16 protein-coding genes and 2 tRNA genes are annotated in these 17,143 nt (G+C 66.3%); 12 read left to right on the top strand and 6 right to left on the bottom strand.

The genetic code is table 11. The features are described 5' to 3' along the window. Window positions 1-3: 3 nt before the first annotated feature. From ACZ9YD_RS07260 to ACZ9YD_RS07250, 3 genes are read right to left on the bottom strand one after another with little or no spacing between them, the layout of a single operon-like run. A complete protein-coding gene (locus ACZ9YD_RS07260; protein ID WP_465074448.1) occupies window positions 4-1,350 on the bottom strand; it encodes a dihydrolipoamide acetyltransferase family protein in 1,347 nt (448 codons plus the stop codon). 3 nt (window positions 1,351-1,353) lie between these two features. Then, complete coding sequence (locus tag ACZ9YD_RS07255) at window positions 1,354-2,391, bottom strand: alpha-ketoacid dehydrogenase subunit beta (RefSeq protein ID WP_465074447.1); 1,038 nt, start codon at window positions 2,389-2,391, stop codon at window positions 1,354-1,356. 2 nt (window positions 2,392-2,393) lie between these two features. Continuing rightward, window positions 2,394-3,644, bottom strand: coding sequence for a thiamine pyrophosphate-dependent enzyme (locus ACZ9YD_RS07250; protein ID WP_465074446.1), 1,251 nt, complete (start codon window positions 3,642-3,644; stop codon window positions 2,394-2,396). A gap of 348 nt (window positions 3,645-3,992) precedes the next feature. On the opposite strand from ACZ9YD_RS07250, the gene ACZ9YD_RS07245 reads away from it, so the two are divergent. The 5 genes from ACZ9YD_RS07245 (at window position 3,993) to tadA (ending at window position 7,908) form a co-directional block, all read left to right on the top strand. Beyond that, a complete protein-coding gene (locus ACZ9YD_RS07245; protein WP_232135165.1) occupies window positions 3,993-4,904 on the top strand; it encodes a LysR family transcriptional regulator in 912 nt (303 codons plus the stop codon). 124 nt (window positions 4,905-5,028) lie between these two features. Beyond that, window positions 5,029-5,223 (top strand): DUF2256 domain-containing protein, encoded by a 195-nt coding sequence (locus ACZ9YD_RS07240; RefSeq protein ID WP_465074445.1) that lies wholly within the window; start codon window positions 5,029-5,031, stop codon window positions 5,221-5,223. Continuing rightward, window positions 5,216-6,763, top strand: coding sequence for a cryptochrome/photolyase family protein (locus tag ACZ9YD_RS07235; RefSeq protein ID WP_465074444.1), 1,548 nt, complete (start codon window positions 5,216-5,218; stop codon window positions 6,761-6,763). The genes ACZ9YD_RS07240 and ACZ9YD_RS07235 overlap by 8 nt, the downstream gene beginning before the upstream one ends. An 82-nt stretch (window positions 6,764-6,845) precedes the next feature. Continuing rightward, on the top strand, window positions 6,846-7,403 hold the full coding sequence (locus ACZ9YD_RS07230) for an NADPH-dependent FMN reductase (protein ID WP_465074443.1): 558 nt from the start codon (window positions 6,846-6,848) through the stop codon (window positions 7,401-7,403). A 7-nt stretch (window positions 7,404-7,410) separates the two neighbouring features. Continuing rightward, window positions 7,411-7,908, top strand: a complete 498-nt coding sequence (gene tadA, locus ACZ9YD_RS07225; protein ID WP_465074442.1) for a tRNA adenosine(34) deaminase TadA — start codon at window positions 7,411-7,413, stop codon at window positions 7,906-7,908. A gap of 209 nt (window positions 7,909-8,117) precedes the next feature. Here tadA and ACZ9YD_RS07220 read toward each other — a convergent pair whose 3' ends face one another. After that, window positions 8,118-8,618 (bottom strand): DUF2721 domain-containing protein, encoded by a 501-nt coding sequence (locus tag ACZ9YD_RS07220; protein ID WP_465074441.1) that lies wholly within the window; start codon window positions 8,616-8,618, stop codon window positions 8,118-8,120. 65 nt (window positions 8,619-8,683) lie between these two features. On the opposite strand from ACZ9YD_RS07220, the gene orn reads away from it, so the two are divergent. Beyond that, window positions 8,684-9,247: an oligoribonuclease gene (orn, locus tag ACZ9YD_RS07215; RefSeq protein ID WP_465074439.1), complete on the top strand. Its 564-nt coding sequence runs from the start codon at window positions 8,684-8,686 to the stop codon at window positions 9,245-9,247. 178 nt (window positions 9,248-9,425) lie between these two features. Here orn and ACZ9YD_RS07210 read toward each other — a convergent pair whose 3' ends face one another. Beyond that, window positions 9,426-10,322 (bottom strand): mechanosensitive ion channel family protein, encoded by an 897-nt coding sequence (locus ACZ9YD_RS07210; protein WP_465074437.1) that lies wholly within the window; start codon window positions 10,320-10,322, stop codon window positions 9,426-9,428. 98 nt (window positions 10,323-10,420) lie between these two features. Next, window positions 10,421-12,793, bottom strand: a complete 2,373-nt coding sequence (gene ppsA, locus ACZ9YD_RS07205) for a phosphoenolpyruvate synthase (protein ID WP_465074436.1) — start codon at window positions 12,791-12,793, stop codon at window positions 10,421-10,423. 113 nt (window positions 12,794-12,906) lie between these two features. On the opposite strand from ppsA, the gene ppsR reads away from it, so the two are divergent. From ppsR to ACZ9YD_RS07175, 6 genes are all read left to right on the top strand, one after another. Continuing rightward, complete coding sequence (ppsR, locus tag ACZ9YD_RS07200; protein ID WP_159681783.1) at window positions 12,907-13,728, top strand: posphoenolpyruvate synthetase regulatory kinase/phosphorylase PpsR; 822 nt, start codon at window positions 12,907-12,909, stop codon at window positions 13,726-13,728. A 100-nt stretch (window positions 13,729-13,828) separates the two neighbouring features. Further along, the gene (locus tag ACZ9YD_RS07195; protein WP_465074435.1) at window positions 13,829-14,338 is read left to right on the top strand and encodes a DUF1249 domain-containing protein; all 510 of its coding nucleotides are present in this window, start codon (window positions 13,829-13,831) and stop codon (window positions 14,336-14,338) included. A gap of 95 nt (window positions 14,339-14,433) precedes the next feature. After that, window positions 14,434-14,509 (top strand) — tRNA-Ala (locus tag ACZ9YD_RS07190). A 51-nt stretch (window positions 14,510-14,560) separates the two neighbouring features. Next, a tRNA-Glu gene (locus tag ACZ9YD_RS07185) sits at window positions 14,561-14,636 on the top strand. A 108-nt stretch (window positions 14,637-14,744) separates the two neighbouring features. Beyond that, complete coding sequence (locus ACZ9YD_RS07180; protein WP_465074434.1) at window positions 14,745-15,128, top strand: CopL family metal-binding regulatory protein; 384 nt, start codon at window positions 14,745-14,747, stop codon at window positions 15,126-15,128. A 69-nt stretch (window positions 15,129-15,197) separates the two neighbouring features. Further along, complete coding sequence (locus ACZ9YD_RS07175; protein ID WP_465074432.1) at window positions 15,198-17,051, top strand: copper resistance system multicopper oxidase; 1,854 nt, start codon at window positions 15,198-15,200, stop codon at window positions 17,049-17,051. Window positions 17,052-17,143: the final 92 nt, after the last annotated feature.

Here is a 17,143-nt window from a genome sequence, read left to right as displayed (position 1 = left end):
CAATTACTCCACGAACAGCAGTGCAGGGGTTTCCAGGCGGAGACGGATCGCCTGCACGAATTCGGCCGCGTCCATGCCGTCGACGATGCGATGGTCGAACGAGGACGAGAGGTTCATCAGCTTGCGCGCGACGACCTGGCCCTCGCGGAACATCGGACGTTCGATGATGCGGTTGACGCCGACGATCGCCACTTCCGGGTGGTTGATGATCGGTGTCGACACCACGCCGCCGACGGGGCCGAGGCTGCTGATGGTGATCGTCGAACCGGACAGCTCATCGCGGGTCGCCTTGCCTTCGCGCACGGCGGCGGCGAGACGCCCGATCTCGGCTGCGGTCTGCCACAGATCCAGCGATTCGGCATGCGCGATCACCGGCACCGACAGACCCACTGCGCTCTGCGTTGCGATGCCGAGCTGCACGCCCTCGTAGCGGGTGACGATGTTGGCTTCGTCATCGAAGCGGGCGTTCATCTGCGGGAAGTCGCGTGCCGCGAGCACTACCGCGCGTGCCAGCAACGGCAGCAGGGTCAGCTTGCCGCGCGTCTTGCCCCAGCGGTCGTTGAGCTTGGCGCGCAGCGCTTCGACTTCAGTGACGTCGATTTCTTCCACATAGGTGATGTGCGGAATGTTCGACCACGACTGCTGCATCTTCTGCGCGATCTTGCGGCGCAGGCCCATGATCGGCACCTGCTCTTCGCCGGTGCGCCGCGCGTAGCTGCTGCCGCCTGCGCCACCACCGACCGGCTGCGCCTTGCCGCCGGCTTCGGCGTAGGCGTCGAGATCGGCGTGCAGGATGCGGCCACCCGGACCGGTCGCCGGCACGTAGCGCAGCTCGATGCCCAGATCCCAGGCGCGGCGACGCACGGCAGGCGAGGCCAGCGGCTGTTCGCCGGCCGCGAGCACGCTGTTGGTGACCGCGCTGCGCGCGTCCGACTTTGCAGCCGGTGCAGGTGCCGCGGCCTTTGCAGGCGCCGCAGCAGGCTTGGCTTCCGCGGCCGGTTCGGGCTTGGCGTCCGCAGCCGGCTTCGGCGCTTCGGCCTTGGGCGCGGCAGCGGCGTCTGCGGGCTTCGCCGCGGCGGGCGCACCGGCGGACGCGGCATTGCCGGCGCCCTCGACTTCGAGGCGGATCAGCTCGCTGCCGACGGCCATCATCTCGCCGGGCTTGCCGCCCAGCGAGACCACGGTACCCGCGACGGGCGAGGGGATCTCGACCATGGCCTTGTCGGTCATGACCTCGGCCACGATCTCGTCCTCGGCGACCTGGCCGCCGACTTCGACCTTCCAGGCGATCACTTCGACTTCGGCGATGCCTTCGCCGATGTCCGGCATCTTGATGACGTGATGTCCCATGGCTCAGTCCTCCAGCACGCGCTGCAACGCTTCGATGACCCGGGCCGGGCCCGGGAAGTAGTCCCATTCCTGCGCATGCGGGTAGGGGGTGTCCCAGCCTGTGACGCGTTCGACCGGTGCCTGCAGGTGATAGAAGCAGTGCTCCTGCACCAGCGCGACCAGCTCGGCGCCGAAGCCGCAGGTACGCGTGGCCTCGTGCAGCACGATGCAGCGGCCGGTCTTCTTGACCGACTCGGTGATCGCATCGAGATCCAGCGGCCACAGGCTGCGCAGGTCGATGACCTCGGCGTCGACGCCGGCGTCTTCGGCCGCGGCCTGCGCCACCCACACGGTGGTCCCGTAGGTCAGGATCGTGACCGCCTTGCCTTCGCGGACGATGGCGGCCTTGTCCAGCGGCACGCTGTAGTAGCCCTCGGGCACGAGGTTGTCGGCGTGCTTGGACCAGGCGACGACCGGGCGGTCGTGGTGGCCGTCGAACGGGCCGTTGTAGAGGCGCTTGGGCTCCAGGAAGATCACCGGATCGTCGTTCTCGATCGAGGCGATCAGCAGGCCCTTGGCGTCATACGGGTTGGACGGCATCACCGTACGCAGGCCGGCCACGTGGGCGAAAATCGCCTCCGGGCTCTGGCTGTGGGTCTGGCCACCGTAGATGCCGCCGCCGCAGGGCGTGCGGAACACCAGTGGCGAGGTGAACATGCCGTTTGATCGATAGCGCAGGCGCGCGGCCTCGGACACGATCTGGTCGTAGGCCGGATAGATGTAGTCGGCGAACTGGATCTCGGCGACCGGACGCAGGCCGTAGGCGGCCATGCCGATCGCCGCACCGGCGATGCCGCTCTCGGAAATCGGTGCGTCGAAGACGCGCTGCTTGCCGTACTTGGCCTGCAGGCCGTCGGTGCAGCGGAACACGCCGCCGAAGTAGCCGACGTCCTCGCCGAACACGACGACGTTGTCGTCGCGCTCGAGCATCACGTCCATCGCCGAACGCAGCGCCTGGATCATCGTCATCGGCGAGCCGCCGGTGGTCTGGGTCTCACTCATCTTCAAACTCCCAACTGCTGGCGCTGGCGACGAAGGTGTTCGGGCAGCTCTTTGTAGACGTCGTTGAACATGTCGGCGGCACCGGGACGGTTGTCGCTGCCGAGCAGGCCGTGGGTTTCTGCTTCCTTCAACGCACGCGAGACTTCCGCGTCGAGTTCGGCGCGCACTGTCTCGTGCTGCTCGTCGCTCCACAGGCCGCGCTTGACGAGGTGCTGCTTCAGACGATCGATCGGATCGCCGAGCGGGAAGTGCTGGGCGTCGTCGGCCGGGCGGTACTTGGACGGATCGTCCGAGGTCGAGTGCGGACCGGCGCGGTAGGTCACCCACTCGATCATCGTCGAGCCGAGATTGCTGCGCGCACGCTCGGCAGCCCAGCGCGAGGCGGCGTAGACGGCGAGCAGATCGTTGCCGTCCACACGCAGCGACGGAATGCCGTAGGCGGCGCCGCGCGCGGCGAAGGTGGTGTTCTCGCCGCCGGCGATCGCCTGGAAGGTCGAGATCGCCCACTGGTTGTTGACCACGTTGAGGATCACCGGCGCGCGGTAGACATGCGCGAACACGAGCGCGGCATGGAAATCGCCTTCGGCCGTCGCGCCGTCGCCGACCCATGCGGTTGCGATCTTGGTGTCACCCTTGATCGCCGAGGCCATTGCCCAGCCCACGGCCTGGATGTACTGGGTGGTCAGGTTGCCGGAGATCGAGAAGAAGCCGGCGTCCTTGTACGAGTACATGATCGGCAGCTGGCGGCCCTTCAGCGGGTCGGCGGCGTTCGACAGGATCTGGCACATCATGCTGACCAGCGGTACTTCCCTGGTGATCAGGATGCCCTGCTGGCGATAGGTCGGGAACTGCATGTCGCCGTCGCGCAGCGCCAGTGTCTGGCCGACTGCGATGGCTTCCTCGCCCGTGCATTGGATGTAGAACGAGGTCTTCTTCTGGCGCTGCGCGATCAGCATGCGAGCGTCGAACGCGCGGGTCTTGAGCATCGCGTGCATCGCGCGCAGCAGCACCGCGTCGTCGATGTCGGCGGCCCACGGGCCGACGGCGTCGCCGTTGTCGTCGAGCACGCGGATCAGCTGGCTGGTCAGCGGCGCGGTCTGGCTCGCCGGCACATCCAGCGCAGGCTTGGCGACGCTGCCGGCCGGGCTGAGCTGCAGATAGGAGAAGTCGGTGGCCTGGCCCGGGCGGGCACTCGGCTCGGGCACGTGCAACCGCAAGGGTTCGGTCGCGGCCGGATTCTGGGATGTGGGCATGTCAGGGGCCTCGCTGGGCATGGGTCATGGAGCTGCAGGCATGCCGGCGGCGGGGGGCGGCGGCAATGAAGAGGGCGGTACGGTCGCTGGACGCGCGGTCGGGCGGCGGCAGAGCTGGTGACGCGGCGGCACACGCTGCATGCGCGTGCGGGGGCGGACTGGACGGGGCACGGTGCAAGAACGCTTCTCCCGGTCGGACGGGCGTCGGCCCGCGGCTTTCAAGGCGGCGTGGAGCGTGACGCAGTCCGCCAGACGTGAAGTCTAAAGGCGAGAGTGAATATCGTAAATTTGTTTAATTGACTATGAGGTATCGTTTATTCAGATACCATCGCCCCGTTGGAGCGTTGCATGCAGATCCCCGCCAACATGTCGCTGCGGCAACTGCGCTATTTCGCCGAGGCCGCCGAGCTGGGCCAGTTCTCGCAGGCCGCGCGCAAGCTGCATGTCTCGCAATCGGTGATCACCACGGCGGTCGCCCAGTTGGAAACCCTGCTTGGGCTGCGCCTGTTCGACCGGATGCCGCACGGCGTCGCGCTGACCGCCGAAGGGCATCGCTTCCACCAGCATGTACGGCACATCCTCGACACCCTGCAGGACGCGCTCAGCGAACCGATGTTCCTGGCCAACACCCTGGCGGGGACGGTGCGGGTGGGCGCGTCGTACACGGTGCTCGGCTATTTCCTGCCCAGCCTACTGGCGCGGTTCAAGCGCTCGTATCCGCTGGTCGAGATCGACCTGATCGACATGGACCGGGTCGAGATCGAACGCGGCGTGGCCGAGGGCGCGCTCGACTTCGGGCTTTGCATCATCTCCAACATGGTCGAGCCCTACACGCTGAAGCGGCAGCTGCTGATCCGTTCGCGCCGGCAACTGTGGCTGGCCGAGTCGCATCCGCTGGCACAGCAACCGGTGATCGGGCTGGCCGACGTGGCCGCGTATCCCTACATCATGTTGAAGGTGGACGAGGGCGAAGCCTCGGCGCTGCGCTACTGGCAGTCGGTGCAGCGCGAGCCCAACGTCGCCTTCCGCACGTCATCACTGGAAGCGTTGCGGGGACTGGTGGCCTACGGATTCGGGGTGAGCATCCTGTCCGACATGGTGTACCGGCCGTGGTCGCTGGAAGGCCGGCGGATCGACGTGCGCACGCTCGACGATGCGGTGCCGCCGATGGAAGTCGGCCTGGTCTGGCGGCCCGATGAAGCACTGTCGGCACCCGCGAATGCGCTGCACCAGTTTCTCGTATTCGCGTGCAGCGCTTGAGCGTTCGCAGCCCGGCCACTCGCGGCGGCGTCGCGGAGATCGGGCGTTTGCTACCAGACCGATCGCATGCCCTGCGACGCACATCCGGATCATCGCGGCGTTGCACGGACAGGACAGAGTAGCGATGCCACGCAAGCGCGACGGCGAGTTTGCCGGCAACAAGTCCTATCTGCCCAGCAAACCCTGCGCGGTCTGCGGACGCACGATGACCTGGTGCCGTGCATGGGCGAAGACCTGGGACGAGGTGCGCTATTGCTCGGAGCGCTGTCGTCGCAACAAGCGCGCTGCGGCCGCGCCCGATACGTCACGTGATGAATGATCCGATCCGCCATCTCATTATCGTGCTGGGCGACCAGCTCGATCCGACCGCGGCGGTCTTCGATGGCTGCGATCCGACGCATGATGTCGTGTGGATGGCGGAAGTCGCCGAAGAGTCCACGCACGTGTGGTCCACGAAGATGCGGACCGCGCTGTTCCTGAGCGCGATGCGGCACTTCGCGCAGGACCGATGTCACGAAGGCTGGACGGTCGACTACCGGCTGCTCGATGACCCGGACAATCGCGGCACGCTTGGTGCCGAACTGGCGTCAGCTGTCGAACGCCTGCGCCCGCAGTCCGTCAGGATGACCGCCCCGGGCGACTGGCGCGTGCTGCAGGCAATCCGCGATGCGACCTCGGCCGCAGGTGTCGAACTGGTGATCGAGCCGGACCCGCACTTCTACTGCGACGTGCGCGTATTCGCTGCATGGGCGCGGGGTCAGCCGGAACTGCGGCTCGAAACCTTCTACCGCCACATGCGCCGCAAGCATCGCGTGCTGATGGATGGCGACACGCCCGTCGGCGGCCGCTGGAACTTTGATGCGGAGAACCGCGCGCCGTTCGACGCGCAGGGCCCGGGCGTGGTGCCGGCGCCACCGCCCGTCGTACCCGATGCGATCACGCGCGAAGTGCTCGACCTCGTACGCGTGCGCTTCGCCGATCACCCCGGTGAACTGGATCGCTTCGCCTGGCCGGTCACCCGCGCGCAGGCCTTGCATGCACTCGAGCACTTCATCGAAGCACGCCTGCCGGCCTTCGGCCGCTGGCAGGACGCACTGTGGCCGGATGCGCCATGGCTTTGGCATTCGCAGATCGCGTCCGCGCTGAATCTCAAGCTGCTCAACCCGCGCGAAGTGGTCGACGCGGTGGAGGCCGCGTGGCGCGCGGGCAGAGCGCCACTGGCGGCGGCAGAGGGTTATATCCGCCAGATCCTCGGCTGGCGCGAGTACGTGCGCGGTGTGTACTGGACGCAGATGCCGCGCTACGCGGACAGCAACGCGCTGCAGGCGACCGGCGATCTGCCCGGCTTCTACTGGACAGGCGATGCGCCGATGCCGTGCCTGGCCGACGCACTCAGGCAGACGCTGACACTCGGCTACGCCCACCACATCCAGCGTTTGATGGTCATCGGCCTGTACGCACAACTGCTCGGCGTCGAGCCGGTGCAGGTGCACCGCTGGTTTCTCGCCGTCTACGTCGACGCCGTGGAATGGGTGGAGATGCCGAACGTGCTCGGCATGAGCCAGTTCGCCGACGGCGGCTTGATGTCGAGCAAGCCCTACATCGCCAGCGGCCGCTATATCGAGCGCATGAGCGCCGGCAGTTATTGCCGCCGGTGCCGGTTCGATCCGGGCCAGCGCACCGGCCCGCAGGCCTGCCCGTACACGCGCCTGTACTGGGATTTCATGCTGCGCCACGAAGCGCTGCTGGCCGACAATCCGCGCACCGCGCAGCAGGTGCGCAGCCTGGAACGACTCGATGCGACCGAGCGTGCACGCATCCGCGAGGAAGCAGCGCAGTGGCGGCTCAACGCGCATTGAGCCGCCACCCGCCATCGCGCGCCTGCGGTAAAGTCGCCGCCGAACTGCGGCGCGGTGCCGCCAGCCTCCGGCGGATTGCGACATGGTCAGACTTCTCGGCATTTCCGGCAGCCTGCGTGCGGCCTCGTACAACACCGGCCTGCTGCGCGCCGCTCAGGCGTTCGCGTCCGACGCGCTGGCGATCGATGCGGCCACGCTGCACGGCATTCCGTTGTACGACGGCGACGTCGAGGCACGCGATGGCATTCCGGCCGCAGTCGAGGCGCTGAAGGCACAGATCCTGGCGGCCGATGGCCTGCTGCTGGTCACGCCCGAATACAACAACGGCATCCCCGGCGTGTTCAAGAATGCGATCGACTGGCTGTCGCGTCCGGGCAGCGGGATTCCCGCACTGTTCGGCGACCGGCACGTGGCCGTCATGGGCGCATCGCTTGGTGGCTTCGGCACGATCCTGTCGCAGACCGCGTGGCTGCCGGTGCTGCGCACGCTCGGCTGCCGACAGTGGGCCGGCGGTCGCCTGCTGGTCTCGCGTGCCGGCCAGGCCTTCAGTGAGGACGGCGCGCTGCAGGACGACAAGGTGCGCGCGCAGCTCGGCGTATTCGTGCAGGATTTCGCCGCGCATATCCGACAGGCGCGCTGAGACTTCGATGTCGTCGATCCACACGCCGACTGCCACAGACACCGACGCCGTCTGGATGACGCGCGCGTTGGCGCTCGCCGAACGTGCAATGCGCGAAGACGACGAGATTCCGGTGGGCGCATTGGTGGTCGACGCTGCGGGCCATGCGATCGGCGAAGGCTGGAACCGCAACATCGCCGAACACGATCCCAGCGCGCATGCCGAGATCGTCGCGATGCGGCGCGCGGGTGGGGCGCTCGGCAATCACCGGCTCATCGGCTGCACGCTGTACGTGACACTCGAGCCGTGCGCGATGTGCGCGATGGCAATGGTCCATGCGCGCGTCGCGCGCGTGGTGTTCGGCGCGTTCGATCCCAAAACGGGTGCGGCGGGCAGCGTGTTCGATGTCCTCGGCGATGCGCGCCACAACCATCGCATCGAAGTCACCGGCGGCGTATGCGCCGATGTCGCCGGGCCGATGCTGACGAACTACTTCCGCCGCAAGCGCGGTCTGCCGCCGCGCTGATCACGCCGGCCGGGACAGGACGCGTTCTCTTCGGGTCGCGGCGAATCAGCACCTCTCCCTTCGGGAGAGAGCCTGCCCCGGACTGGATCCGGGGTCGACGCGCACAGCGCGTCGGGTGAGCCAATGCCTGAAGAACGCCCTCATCCGCCCGTCGGGCACCGTCTATCCCGGAGGACACGTCGTCCCAGAGGGAGCAGGACAACACAAGCTCAGATCAACGGACTGCGCCGATTGGCCTTGCGGTGCGCATCGTCCATTTCCTCGTTGACCGCGTGCACGGCCATCGAGGCCTCGCGCGCCAGCAGCAGACTGGCGGCGAACATCGCCAGCACCCCGAGCGCTGCCAGCAGCGTCGGCGCCTGGCCGAAGCGATGATCGAGGAAGGAGTCGCCGGCAACGGACAGGCTGGTGCCGACGAAGCAGCTGATCGCCACGTACAGCAGCTGGCTGCCGCGCAGGATGATGCGGCTGCGGCGACGCTGCAGGTCGATGCGCGTCTCGAGAATCCGGCGGTCTTCGGGATCGTTGCCCTCGTCCTCGGCCAGGTCACGCAGCAGCGAGCGGGTGCGGTCGATGACGCGTGCGAGCCGCGCGTTCGCGGAGCCAAGCAGCGAGGCGGTGGCGGTCAGGAAGAACGCCGGGGCGAGCATCGCGGTGAGAATGGCGTAGTGCGTCAAGGCGGGATTGGCCAACATCTGGGAAGGAAACACGCGGTCAGTTCGTCCGGGCGGCTGCGATATCATGCGCCGTCACTCCGCGTAAGGCGAATGCACGCATGAATGCCGACAAGGCCATCGAGGGCCGGCTGATCTGGATCGACCTGGAAATGACCGGTCTGGATACGGACCACGACCAGATCCTCGAGATCGCAACGATCGTCACCGATGCCGAGCTCAACGTGCTCGCCGAGGGTCCGGAACTGGCGATCGTGCAACCGCTCGACGTGCTGGAGTCGATGGACGACTGGAACCGCAGCCAGCATCGCCGCTCGGGCCTGTGGCAACGTTCACTGGAGCAGGGCGTCGGTCTCGCCGAAGCGCAGGCGCGCACGCTGGAATTCCTGCAGCTGTGGGCCGTGTCGGGCAAGTCGCCGATGTGCGGCAACTCGATTTGCCAGGACCGTCGCTTCCTGCACCGGCAGATGCCGGCGCTGGAGACGTTCTTCCACTACCGCAATCTCGACGTCAGCACGATCAAGGAACTCGCGCGTCGCTGGGCGCCGCAGGTGCTGGCCGGTTTCACCAAGCATTCGGCGCACACCGCGCTCAGCGACGTGCGCGATTCGATCGACGAACTGCGCCATTACCGCAGGTCAATGGGTCCGCTGTCGGGGCTGTGACGCCTGCGCCCGCGGCAGTTTGCGGCTGCAGACGCCTCCAGAAATCCGCGCGCCGAAGCGGTCCAATGCGATGGCGTGCGTGCCGTTTGCGATTCCGCACGTCAGTCTCTGCAACCCGGCTCCCGAGCCACTCGACCCGGACGTGTGCAGGGGTCGAGAGAGCTCGGTCAGCGCTGTCTCAAGCGCGGGTCTGATCGGGCGCGGGCAGGGTGCTTTCGCTCTGCTCAAGACCGGGTAAAACCGGATCGCGCCGGTCGTGATGATAGAGATGCACGTCGCGCTGCGGATAGGGAATGCCGATACCGGCCGCGTCGAAGCCCTTCTTGATGCGCTCGGTCAACGCGCACTTCGTCGCAAAGAAATCGCCATTCGAGGCATGGCAACGGATGCCCAGGTTCACGCTGTTGTCGCCCAGCGAATACACCAGCACATCCGGCGCAGGTTCGGCGAGCAGCCTCGGCTCCTCGGCCATGATGCCCATCGCGATGGCGCGCGCCGCATCGATATCGTCGTCATAACCGATGCCGATCACGAGCTCGATGCGACGTCGTGTATCCGGCGTCAGATTGATGATCGAATCGCTGGTGATCAGGCTGTTGGGCAGCACGATCAACTGATTGTCTGCGCCGCGGACCTTGGTCTGGAAGATGCTGACGTCCTCGACCGTACCGGTCACACCGTTGATCGTCACCAGGTTGCCCACGCGGAACGGCTTCAGCGTCACCAGCATCACACCGGACGCGATATTGGACAGCGAATCCTTCAATGCCAGACCGATGGCGAGGCCCGCGGCACCCAGCACCGCGATCATCGACGTCATCGGTACGCCGATCACCTGCAGCGACGCGAGCACCAGCACCACCATCAGGATGACGTAGGCCACCTTGCGCAGGAAATGCGTCGCCGTGGGCTCGACGTTGGCGCGGGTGAGGCCGCGCTCGGCCAGTCCTGCGACCCACTTGGCGATGCGCATGCCGATCGCGAAGACCAGCAGAGCACCTGCCACGCGTAATCCGACGGCAATCGCCATCTCGGCCCAGGCAAGGTCCCGCATCCCGCTCAACATGGGTTCCATCAATCGTCTCCAGCGCGGCAGCCGCGTCAAATGTCATAAAAAAAGCCCCGCATGTGCGGGGCTTTGATCAGACTACATGCCGAAACGTGATGTGACGGTTAAGCCTTGCGCGACTTGGCCAGTCGAAGCCAGGTGTCGACGACCGTGTCCGGATTGAGCGATACCGACTCGATGCCTTCGTCCATCAACCACTGCGCAAGATCGGGATGATCGCTCGGACCCTGGCCGCAGATGCCGATGTACTTGCCCTTGGCGCGCGCAGACTTGATCGCCATCGACAGCAACTTCTTGACCGCCGGATCACGTTCGTCGAACAGGTGCGCGACGATCGACGAATCCCGGTCCAGGCCCAGGGTGAGCTGGGTCAGATCGTTGGAACCGATCGAGAAGCCGTCGAAGATGTCGAGGAACTCGTCGGCCATCAGCGCGTTCGAGGGCAGCTCGCACATCATGATGATCTTCAGGCCGTTCTCGCCGCGCTTGAGGCCGTTCTTCTCCAGCACCTCGATGACACGACGCCCTTCGTCGAGCGTGCGCACGAACGGGATCATCACCCAGAGATTCTCCAGGCCCATCTCGTTGCGGACCTTGAGCACCGCGCGGCATTCCAGCGAGAACGCTTCGGTGAACGACGGATCGACATAGCGGCTGGCGCCGCGGAAGCCGATCATCGGGTTCTCTTCTTCCGGCTCGTAGCGCTTGCCGCCGATCAGGTTCGCGTACTCGTTGGACTTGAAGTCCGACAGGCGCACGATCACCGGATTCGGCGCCACCGACGCGGTCAGCGTGGCAATGCCTTCAGCCAGACGGTTGACGTAGAAGTCGACCGGGCTGCCGTAACCGATGGTCTTGGCGTCGATCTTCTTCTTGGTCTCGGCATCCTGCTTGTCGTACTCGAGCAGGGCGTTGGGATGCACCCCGATGTGCGCGGCGATGATCATTTCCAGACGCGCCAGGCCAATACCGGCGTTGGGCAGCTGGCCGAAATCGAATGCGCGCTCGGGGTTGGCGACGTTCATCATGATCTTCAGCGGCGCCTCGGGCATCGAGGTCAGATCGGTGGTGATGCGCTCGAACGGCAGAATGCCGCTGTAGATGAAGCCGGTGTCGCCCTCGGCGCAGCTGATCGTGACCTCCTGGCCGTCTTCGATCGTGTCCAGCGCATTGCCGGTGCCCACAACCGCAGGCACACCGAGCTCGCGGGCGATGATCGCCGCATGGCAGGTGCGGCCACCGCGGTTGGTGACGATCGCAGCGGCGCGCTTCATCACCGGCTCCCAGTCGGGGTCGGTCATGTCGGCGACGAGCACGTCACCGGGCTGCACGCGGGCCATGTCGTCGAGCGAACGCACCACGCGCGCGACGCCGGCGCCGATCTTCTGGCCGATCGCGCGGCCTTCGCAGACCACTTCGCCACGCTGCTCGAGCGAGAAGCGCTCGATCTGGGTGCTCTTGGCGCGCGATTTCACCGTCTCCGGTCGCGCCTGCACGATGAACAGCTTGCCGCTGGCGCCGTCCTTCGCCCATTCGATGTCCATCGGGCGCTCGTAGTGCTCTTCGATGATCAGCGCCTGGCGCGAGAGTTCCTGCACGTCCTCATCCGAGATCGAGAAGGTGTCGCGCAGATCGGCCGGCGTGTCCTCGACGCGCACGCGCTCGCCCGGCACATCGGAATAGACCATGCGCAGCTGCTTGCTGCCGATGCCGCGACGCAGGATCGCCGGCTTGCCGGCGCGCAGCGTGGGCTTGTAGACGTAGAACTCGTCCGGGTTCACCGCGCCCTGGACGACCATCTCGCCGAGACCGAAGCTGGAGGTCACGAACACCACGTCGCGGAAGCCGGATTCGGTGTCGAGCGTGAACAGCACGCCGGAGGCGCCGATGTCCGAACGCACCATCAGCTGCACGCCCGACGACAGGAACACGTCCTCGTGCTTGAAGCCGTGGTGCACGCGGTAGGCGATCGCGCGGTCGTTGTAGAGCGAGGCGAAGACTTCCTTGACCTTGACCACCACGTCGTCGGCGCCGGTGACGTTGAGGAACGTCTCCTGCTGGCCGGCGAACGAGGCATCGGGCAGATCTTCGGCAGTCGCCGACGAACGCACGGCCACGGCGATGTCACCGCCACCGTTCTCGGAAGCGAGCTTGTCGTAGGCGGCGCGGATGTCCGCATCGAGATCGGGCTGCAGCGGCGCGTCGATGACCCAGCCGCGGATCTCCTTGCCGGCCGCGGTCAGCGCAGCGACGTCTTCGACGTCCAGCGGCGCCAGGCGATCGAAAATGCGCTGGTGTAGATCGTTGTGGGCGATGAACGCCTTGAATGCATCCGCCGTGGTGGCGAAACCGCCGGGCACCGAAACGCCGAGCTTGGCGAGGTTGCCGATCATCTCGCCGAGGGACGAGTTCTTGCCGCCGACCTGGGCGAGGTCGGACAGGCGCAGGTCATGCAGCCACAGGATGTTGGCGCTCAAGGTGAGACTCCGTGTCGCGTTGATCGAGAAGGAGGTCGGGCAAGCCCGGCATCGAACGGCTATTTTAGCCCTCCCGGGCGCCGCGGCGCTCATCCGTGACTTCCGGAGTCCGCATGTCCAGTCCCCGCCCGGTGTTCTACGTGTCCGACGGCACGGGCATCACCGCCGAAACCATCGGCCACAGCCTGCTCACCCAGTTCAGCGGCACCCAGTTCAGCACCAACCGGATCCCCTTCGTCGACAACGAGGCGCGCGCGCGCGAAGTCGCGGGATTGATCCGCGCCCGCGGCGAGGCGATGGGCGTGCGTCCGATCGTCATCAGCTCCTGCGTCGACACCGGCCTGGCGCTGGTGCTCGGGGAGAGCGGGGCGCTGGTGCTCGATGTGTTCGCGCCGTTCATCGAGCCACTGGAGCGCGAACTGCTGGAGACGCGTGAATCACGCGTCGGCCGGGCGCACGGCATGGTCGATTTCGAGACCTACCACCGCCGCATCAACGCGATGAACTTCGCGCTGACCCACGACGATGGTATGGCGACCAACTACGACGAGGCCGACGTGATCCTGGTCGCGGTGTCGCGTGCGGGCAAGACGCCGACCTGCGTGTATCTGGCACTGCATCACGGCGTGCGCGCGGCGAACTATCCGCTGACCGAGGAAGACCTCGAACACGATCGCCTGCCGCCGCGGCTGCGCGCGCATCGCGCCAAGCTGTTCGGGCTGACGATCGATCCGGTGCGTCTGGCGCAGATCCGCCAGGAACGCCGACCCAATTCGCGCTACGCGAAGCTGGAAACCTGCAAACACGAAGTGGGCGCGGCCGAGGCCCTGTTCCGCGCCGAGCGCATGCCCTCTCTGAGCACCACGCACACCTCGATCGAGGAGATCTCCAGCAAGGTGCTGTCGACCCTGGGCATCGAGCGCGTCATGTACTGAGGACGTCGTTCCGGAGATGGGGATGGCGGACCCGGAACCCCATCCCGCACGCCGTCGTTCGATCCTGACGGATTCATCGCCGCGGATGTAGCATCGATCCATGGAAAAAGTCCTGACCCGCCGCCGCCCGCGCGTGCCCTCGATGGGGCGCTTCGGCTGGCTGATGGCGCTGTACGCGGAGAACCATGAGCGCCTGGTGCGCCTGTTCGATCCCGCGAGTCTCGCACCCGGCCGCTACCGCTCCGATGTGCCCGGCGCGCTAGCGGTGCTGCTGGATGTCGTCGAGCAGCATCCCTACACGACGGAGCTGCGCCTGAGCTACGCGATGCTCGATCCGGTGACCGGCCAACCGGACCCATCCGCGCATCTGCGCCTGTATCGCGATGCGGGGCAGGTCGAGGCCACGCATTGCTATGTCGGCCGCCGCTGGCAGGACGTCATCGGCATGTTTCCACCGCCGGACGAAGTGGTGGATCACCGCCTGCGCATGAACACATTTCTCGGCAAGTGGCTGCAGTATCTCGACGATCAGGGACATGGGCTTGCAACTCTGGGTCCAAATCCGGATGATGCGCGGCTCGATCGCAGCAAGGCCGGCGCCACCGGCTGAGACGTTCTCCGGAACGAATCGAAGCGAACGAAGGAAGTGCGAAATTCTGTTGACGTTGCCGATACGGAACACTACAATTTCGCGCTCCCAAACGTGGGGCCATAGCTCAGCTGGGAGAGCGCCTGCATGGCATGCAGGAGGTCGGCGGTTCGATCCCGCCTGGCTCCACCACAATTTGTCTGTCGATCAAAGGCCGATCGATAGAATGATGCAGGTTTCTGCGTCCCCATCGTCTAGAGGCCTAGGACACCACCCTTTCACGGTGGACACCGGGGTTCGAATCCCCGTGGGGACGCCACTTTACAAACAGGCGGGCAGCTCGCGAGAGCTGCCCGTTCTGCTATGTGCGATCGGTGCGTCGGCTCGCGCAATGCGGCGCATCTGCGCGTCGACGTATACTCGCGGCATGCGTTCTTCCGCGCTCGTGCTGTTGCATCTACTGCTCGCCGTCCTGCTGGCATTCGACGGCGTTGGCGCTGCGTTCGCAGCTGCGGGGCCTGCGCCAGCGATGTCGCACGCTGCACATTCGGCCTCCGGGACGCCGCCGCCGTGTCATTCGATGGCCTCCGACGCCGTCGAAGGTGACGCGCACGATCAGAACTCCCCGGCACCCGACAGCTGTTGCGACGGTGGCGACTGTCTGTGTCTGCACGGCTGCGGCAGCGTGTTGCCGGTGGTACCGCGTGTCGGCGCTTCCAGTGGCAGCACGGTCGTCGTCGCGCATGTGCCCGAAGATCGCGCCGCGCCGCATCTCGACGATCCCGTTCGACCTCCGATTCTTCGCGCCTGATCGCATCGCTGCCTCGACAGGGGCAGGGCATGGGTCGCCTCGCGACCCGGTTTCCGATCTGGAGCAGACATGACATTCCGAATTTCCACGGGCGATGGCGTCGCGCCGTCGCGCCGCCGTTTCGTGCAGGGCCTCGCGCTGGGCGGCATCGCCGCCGCCGGTGCGGGCCTGTGGCCACGCGCCAGCTGGGCGCTGCAATCGCCGACGAGCCGTGTGCTCGCGGGCACCGATTTCGACCTTGTCGTTGGCGAGACCCTCGTCAACTTCACCGGCCGCACGCGACCCGCAGCCACGATCAACGGATCGCTGCCGGCACCGATCCTGCGCTGGCGCGAAGGCACGACCGTCGACCTGCGCGTGCGCAACGCGCTGCCCGCCGGTTCGATCTACGGCGACATGACCTCGATCCACTGGCACGGCATCCTGCTGCCGTCGAACATGGACGGTGTGCCCGGCCTGAGCTTCGACGGCATCCACCGCGGCGAGACGTTTCGGTACCGCTTCGACGTGCGCCAAGGCGGCACCTACTGGTACCACAGCCATTCCGGCTTCCAGGAACAGGCCGGCATGTACGGCGCGCTGATCATCGATCCGATCGAACCGGAGCCGTTCGCATTCGATCGCGACTACGTGGTGCTGCTGACCGACTGGACCGATCTGCCGCCGCAGGCGCTGTTCGCGCGGCTGAAAAAGATGGCCGAGCACGACAACTACTACAAGCGCACGCTCGGCGACTTCATCCGCGACGCGCGCGAGGATGGCCTGCGGGCCACGATGGCCGAGCGCCGCGGTTGGGGCCAGATGCGGATGACGCCGACCGACATCTCCGACGTCAACGCGCACACCTACACCTATCTGATGAACGGCACGACCTCGCCGGGCAACTGGACCGCGCTGTTCCGCAGCGGCGAGAAGATCCGCCTGCGTTTCATCAACGGCTCGGCGATGACGTATTTCGACGTGCGCATTCCGGGCTTGAAGATGACGGTCGTGGCGGCCGACGGCCAGTACGTGCATCCGGTCAGCGTCGACGAGTTCCGCATCGCGGTGGCCGAAACCTTCGACGTGATCGTCGAGCCGTCGGGGCAGGACGCCTACACGATCTTCGCCCAGGACATGGGCCGCACCGGTTTCGTCAGCGGCACGCTTGGCGTCCGCGAAGGCCTGCGCGCACCGGTACCCGATGTAGATGCGAGACCGATCCTGACGATGGACGATATGGGCCACGGCGGCATGCACGGTGGTGGTCATGCCGGGCACGGCGCGGGGCAGGGGGGTGCAACCGATCACGCGGCGATGGGACATGCCGTGGATCACGCCGCAATGGACCACGCCTCGATGGATCATGCGTCGATGGGGCACGCCTCAATGGAGCAGAGCGATCACGGCGCCAGCGCAATGCAGACGCATCCCGACAGCGAACGTAACAATCCGCTGGTCGACATGCAGACGATGGCGCCGACGCACCGGCTCGACGATCCGGGCATCGGTCTGCGCGACAACGGTCGCACCGTGCTGACCTACGGAATGATGCGCAGCCTGTTCGACGATCCCGACGGCCGCGCGCCCGGGCGCGAGATCGAGCTGCATCTGACCGGCCATATGGAAAAGTTCGCGTGGTCGTTCGACGGCATCAAGTTCGCCGATGCCGAGCCGCTGCGGCTCAATTACGGCGAGCGGCTGCGCGTGGTGCTGGTCAACGACACGATGATGACGCACCCGATCCATCTGCACGGCATGTGGAGCGACCTCGAAGACGCGCAGGGCAACTTCCAGCTGCGCAAGCACACCGTGGACATGCCACCCGGCTCGAAACGCAGCTACCGCGTGCGCGCCGACGCGCTCGGGCGCTGGGCCTATCACTGCCATCTGCTGTACCACATGGAAGCGGGCATGTTCCGCGAAGTGCAGGTGGTCGAATGAACGTCTCATCGACACTCGCACGCACCGGTGTGCTGGCCGCCGCATTGTGTGCCGCGATCGGTAGTGCCCACGCGCAGGACAGCGCACACGGG

Source organism: Luteimonas sp. AC640a, assembly GCF_979256585.1.
The sequence above is the reverse complement of the archived record's forward strand: the minus strand, read 5'-3'. Positions and strand labels throughout refer to the sequence as shown.

Excerpts from the sequence above, each read along its gene's own strand:
- orn (WP_465074439.1), top strand. The coding sequence starts at position 8,684 with ATGAATGCCGACAAGGCCATCGAGGGCCGGCTGATCTGGATCGACCTG.
- ACZ9YD_RS07235 (WP_465074444.1), top strand. The coding sequence starts at position 5,216 with ATGAATGATCCGATCCGCCATCTCATTATCGTGCTGGGCGACCAGCTC.
- ACZ9YD_RS07255 (WP_465074447.1), bottom strand. The coding sequence starts at position 2,391 with ATGAGTGAGACCCAGACCACCGGCGGCTCGCCGATGACGATGATCCAG.
- ACZ9YD_RS07250 (WP_465074446.1), bottom strand. The coding sequence starts at position 3,644 with ATGCCCACATCCCAGAATCCGGCCGCGACCGAACCCTTGCGGTTGCAC.
- tadA (WP_465074442.1), top strand. The coding sequence starts at position 7,411 with ATGTCGTCGATCCACACGCCGACTGCCACAGACACCGACGCCGTCTGG.
- ACZ9YD_RS07240 (WP_465074445.1), top strand. The coding sequence starts at position 5,029 with ATGCCACGCAAGCGCGACGGCGAGTTTGCCGGCAACAAGTCCTATCTG.
- ppsR (WP_159681783.1), top strand. The coding sequence starts at position 12,907 with ATGTCCAGTCCCCGCCCGGTGTTCTACGTGTCCGACGGCACGGGCATC.
- ACZ9YD_RS07180 (WP_465074434.1), top strand. The coding sequence starts at position 14,745 with ATGCGTTCTTCCGCGCTCGTGCTGTTGCATCTACTGCTCGCCGTCCTG.
- ACZ9YD_RS07230 (WP_465074443.1), top strand. The coding sequence starts at position 6,846 with ATGGTCAGACTTCTCGGCATTTCCGGCAGCCTGCGTGCGGCCTCGTAC.
- ACZ9YD_RS07175 (WP_465074432.1), top strand. The coding sequence starts at position 15,198 with ATGACATTCCGAATTTCCACGGGCGATGGCGTCGCGCCGTCGCGCCGC.
- ACZ9YD_RS07195 (WP_465074435.1), top strand. The coding sequence starts at position 13,829 with ATGGAAAAAGTCCTGACCCGCCGCCGCCCGCGCGTGCCCTCGATGGGG.
- ACZ9YD_RS07260 (WP_465074448.1), bottom strand. The coding sequence starts at position 1,350 with ATGGGACATCACGTCATCAAGATGCCGGACATCGGCGAAGGCATCGCC.
- ACZ9YD_RS07245 (WP_232135165.1), top strand. The coding sequence starts at position 3,993 with ATGCAGATCCCCGCCAACATGTCGCTGCGGCAACTGCGCTATTTCGCC.
- ACZ9YD_RS07210 (WP_465074437.1), bottom strand. The coding sequence starts at position 10,322 with ATGGAACCCATGTTGAGCGGGATGCGGGACCTTGCCTGGGCCGAGATG.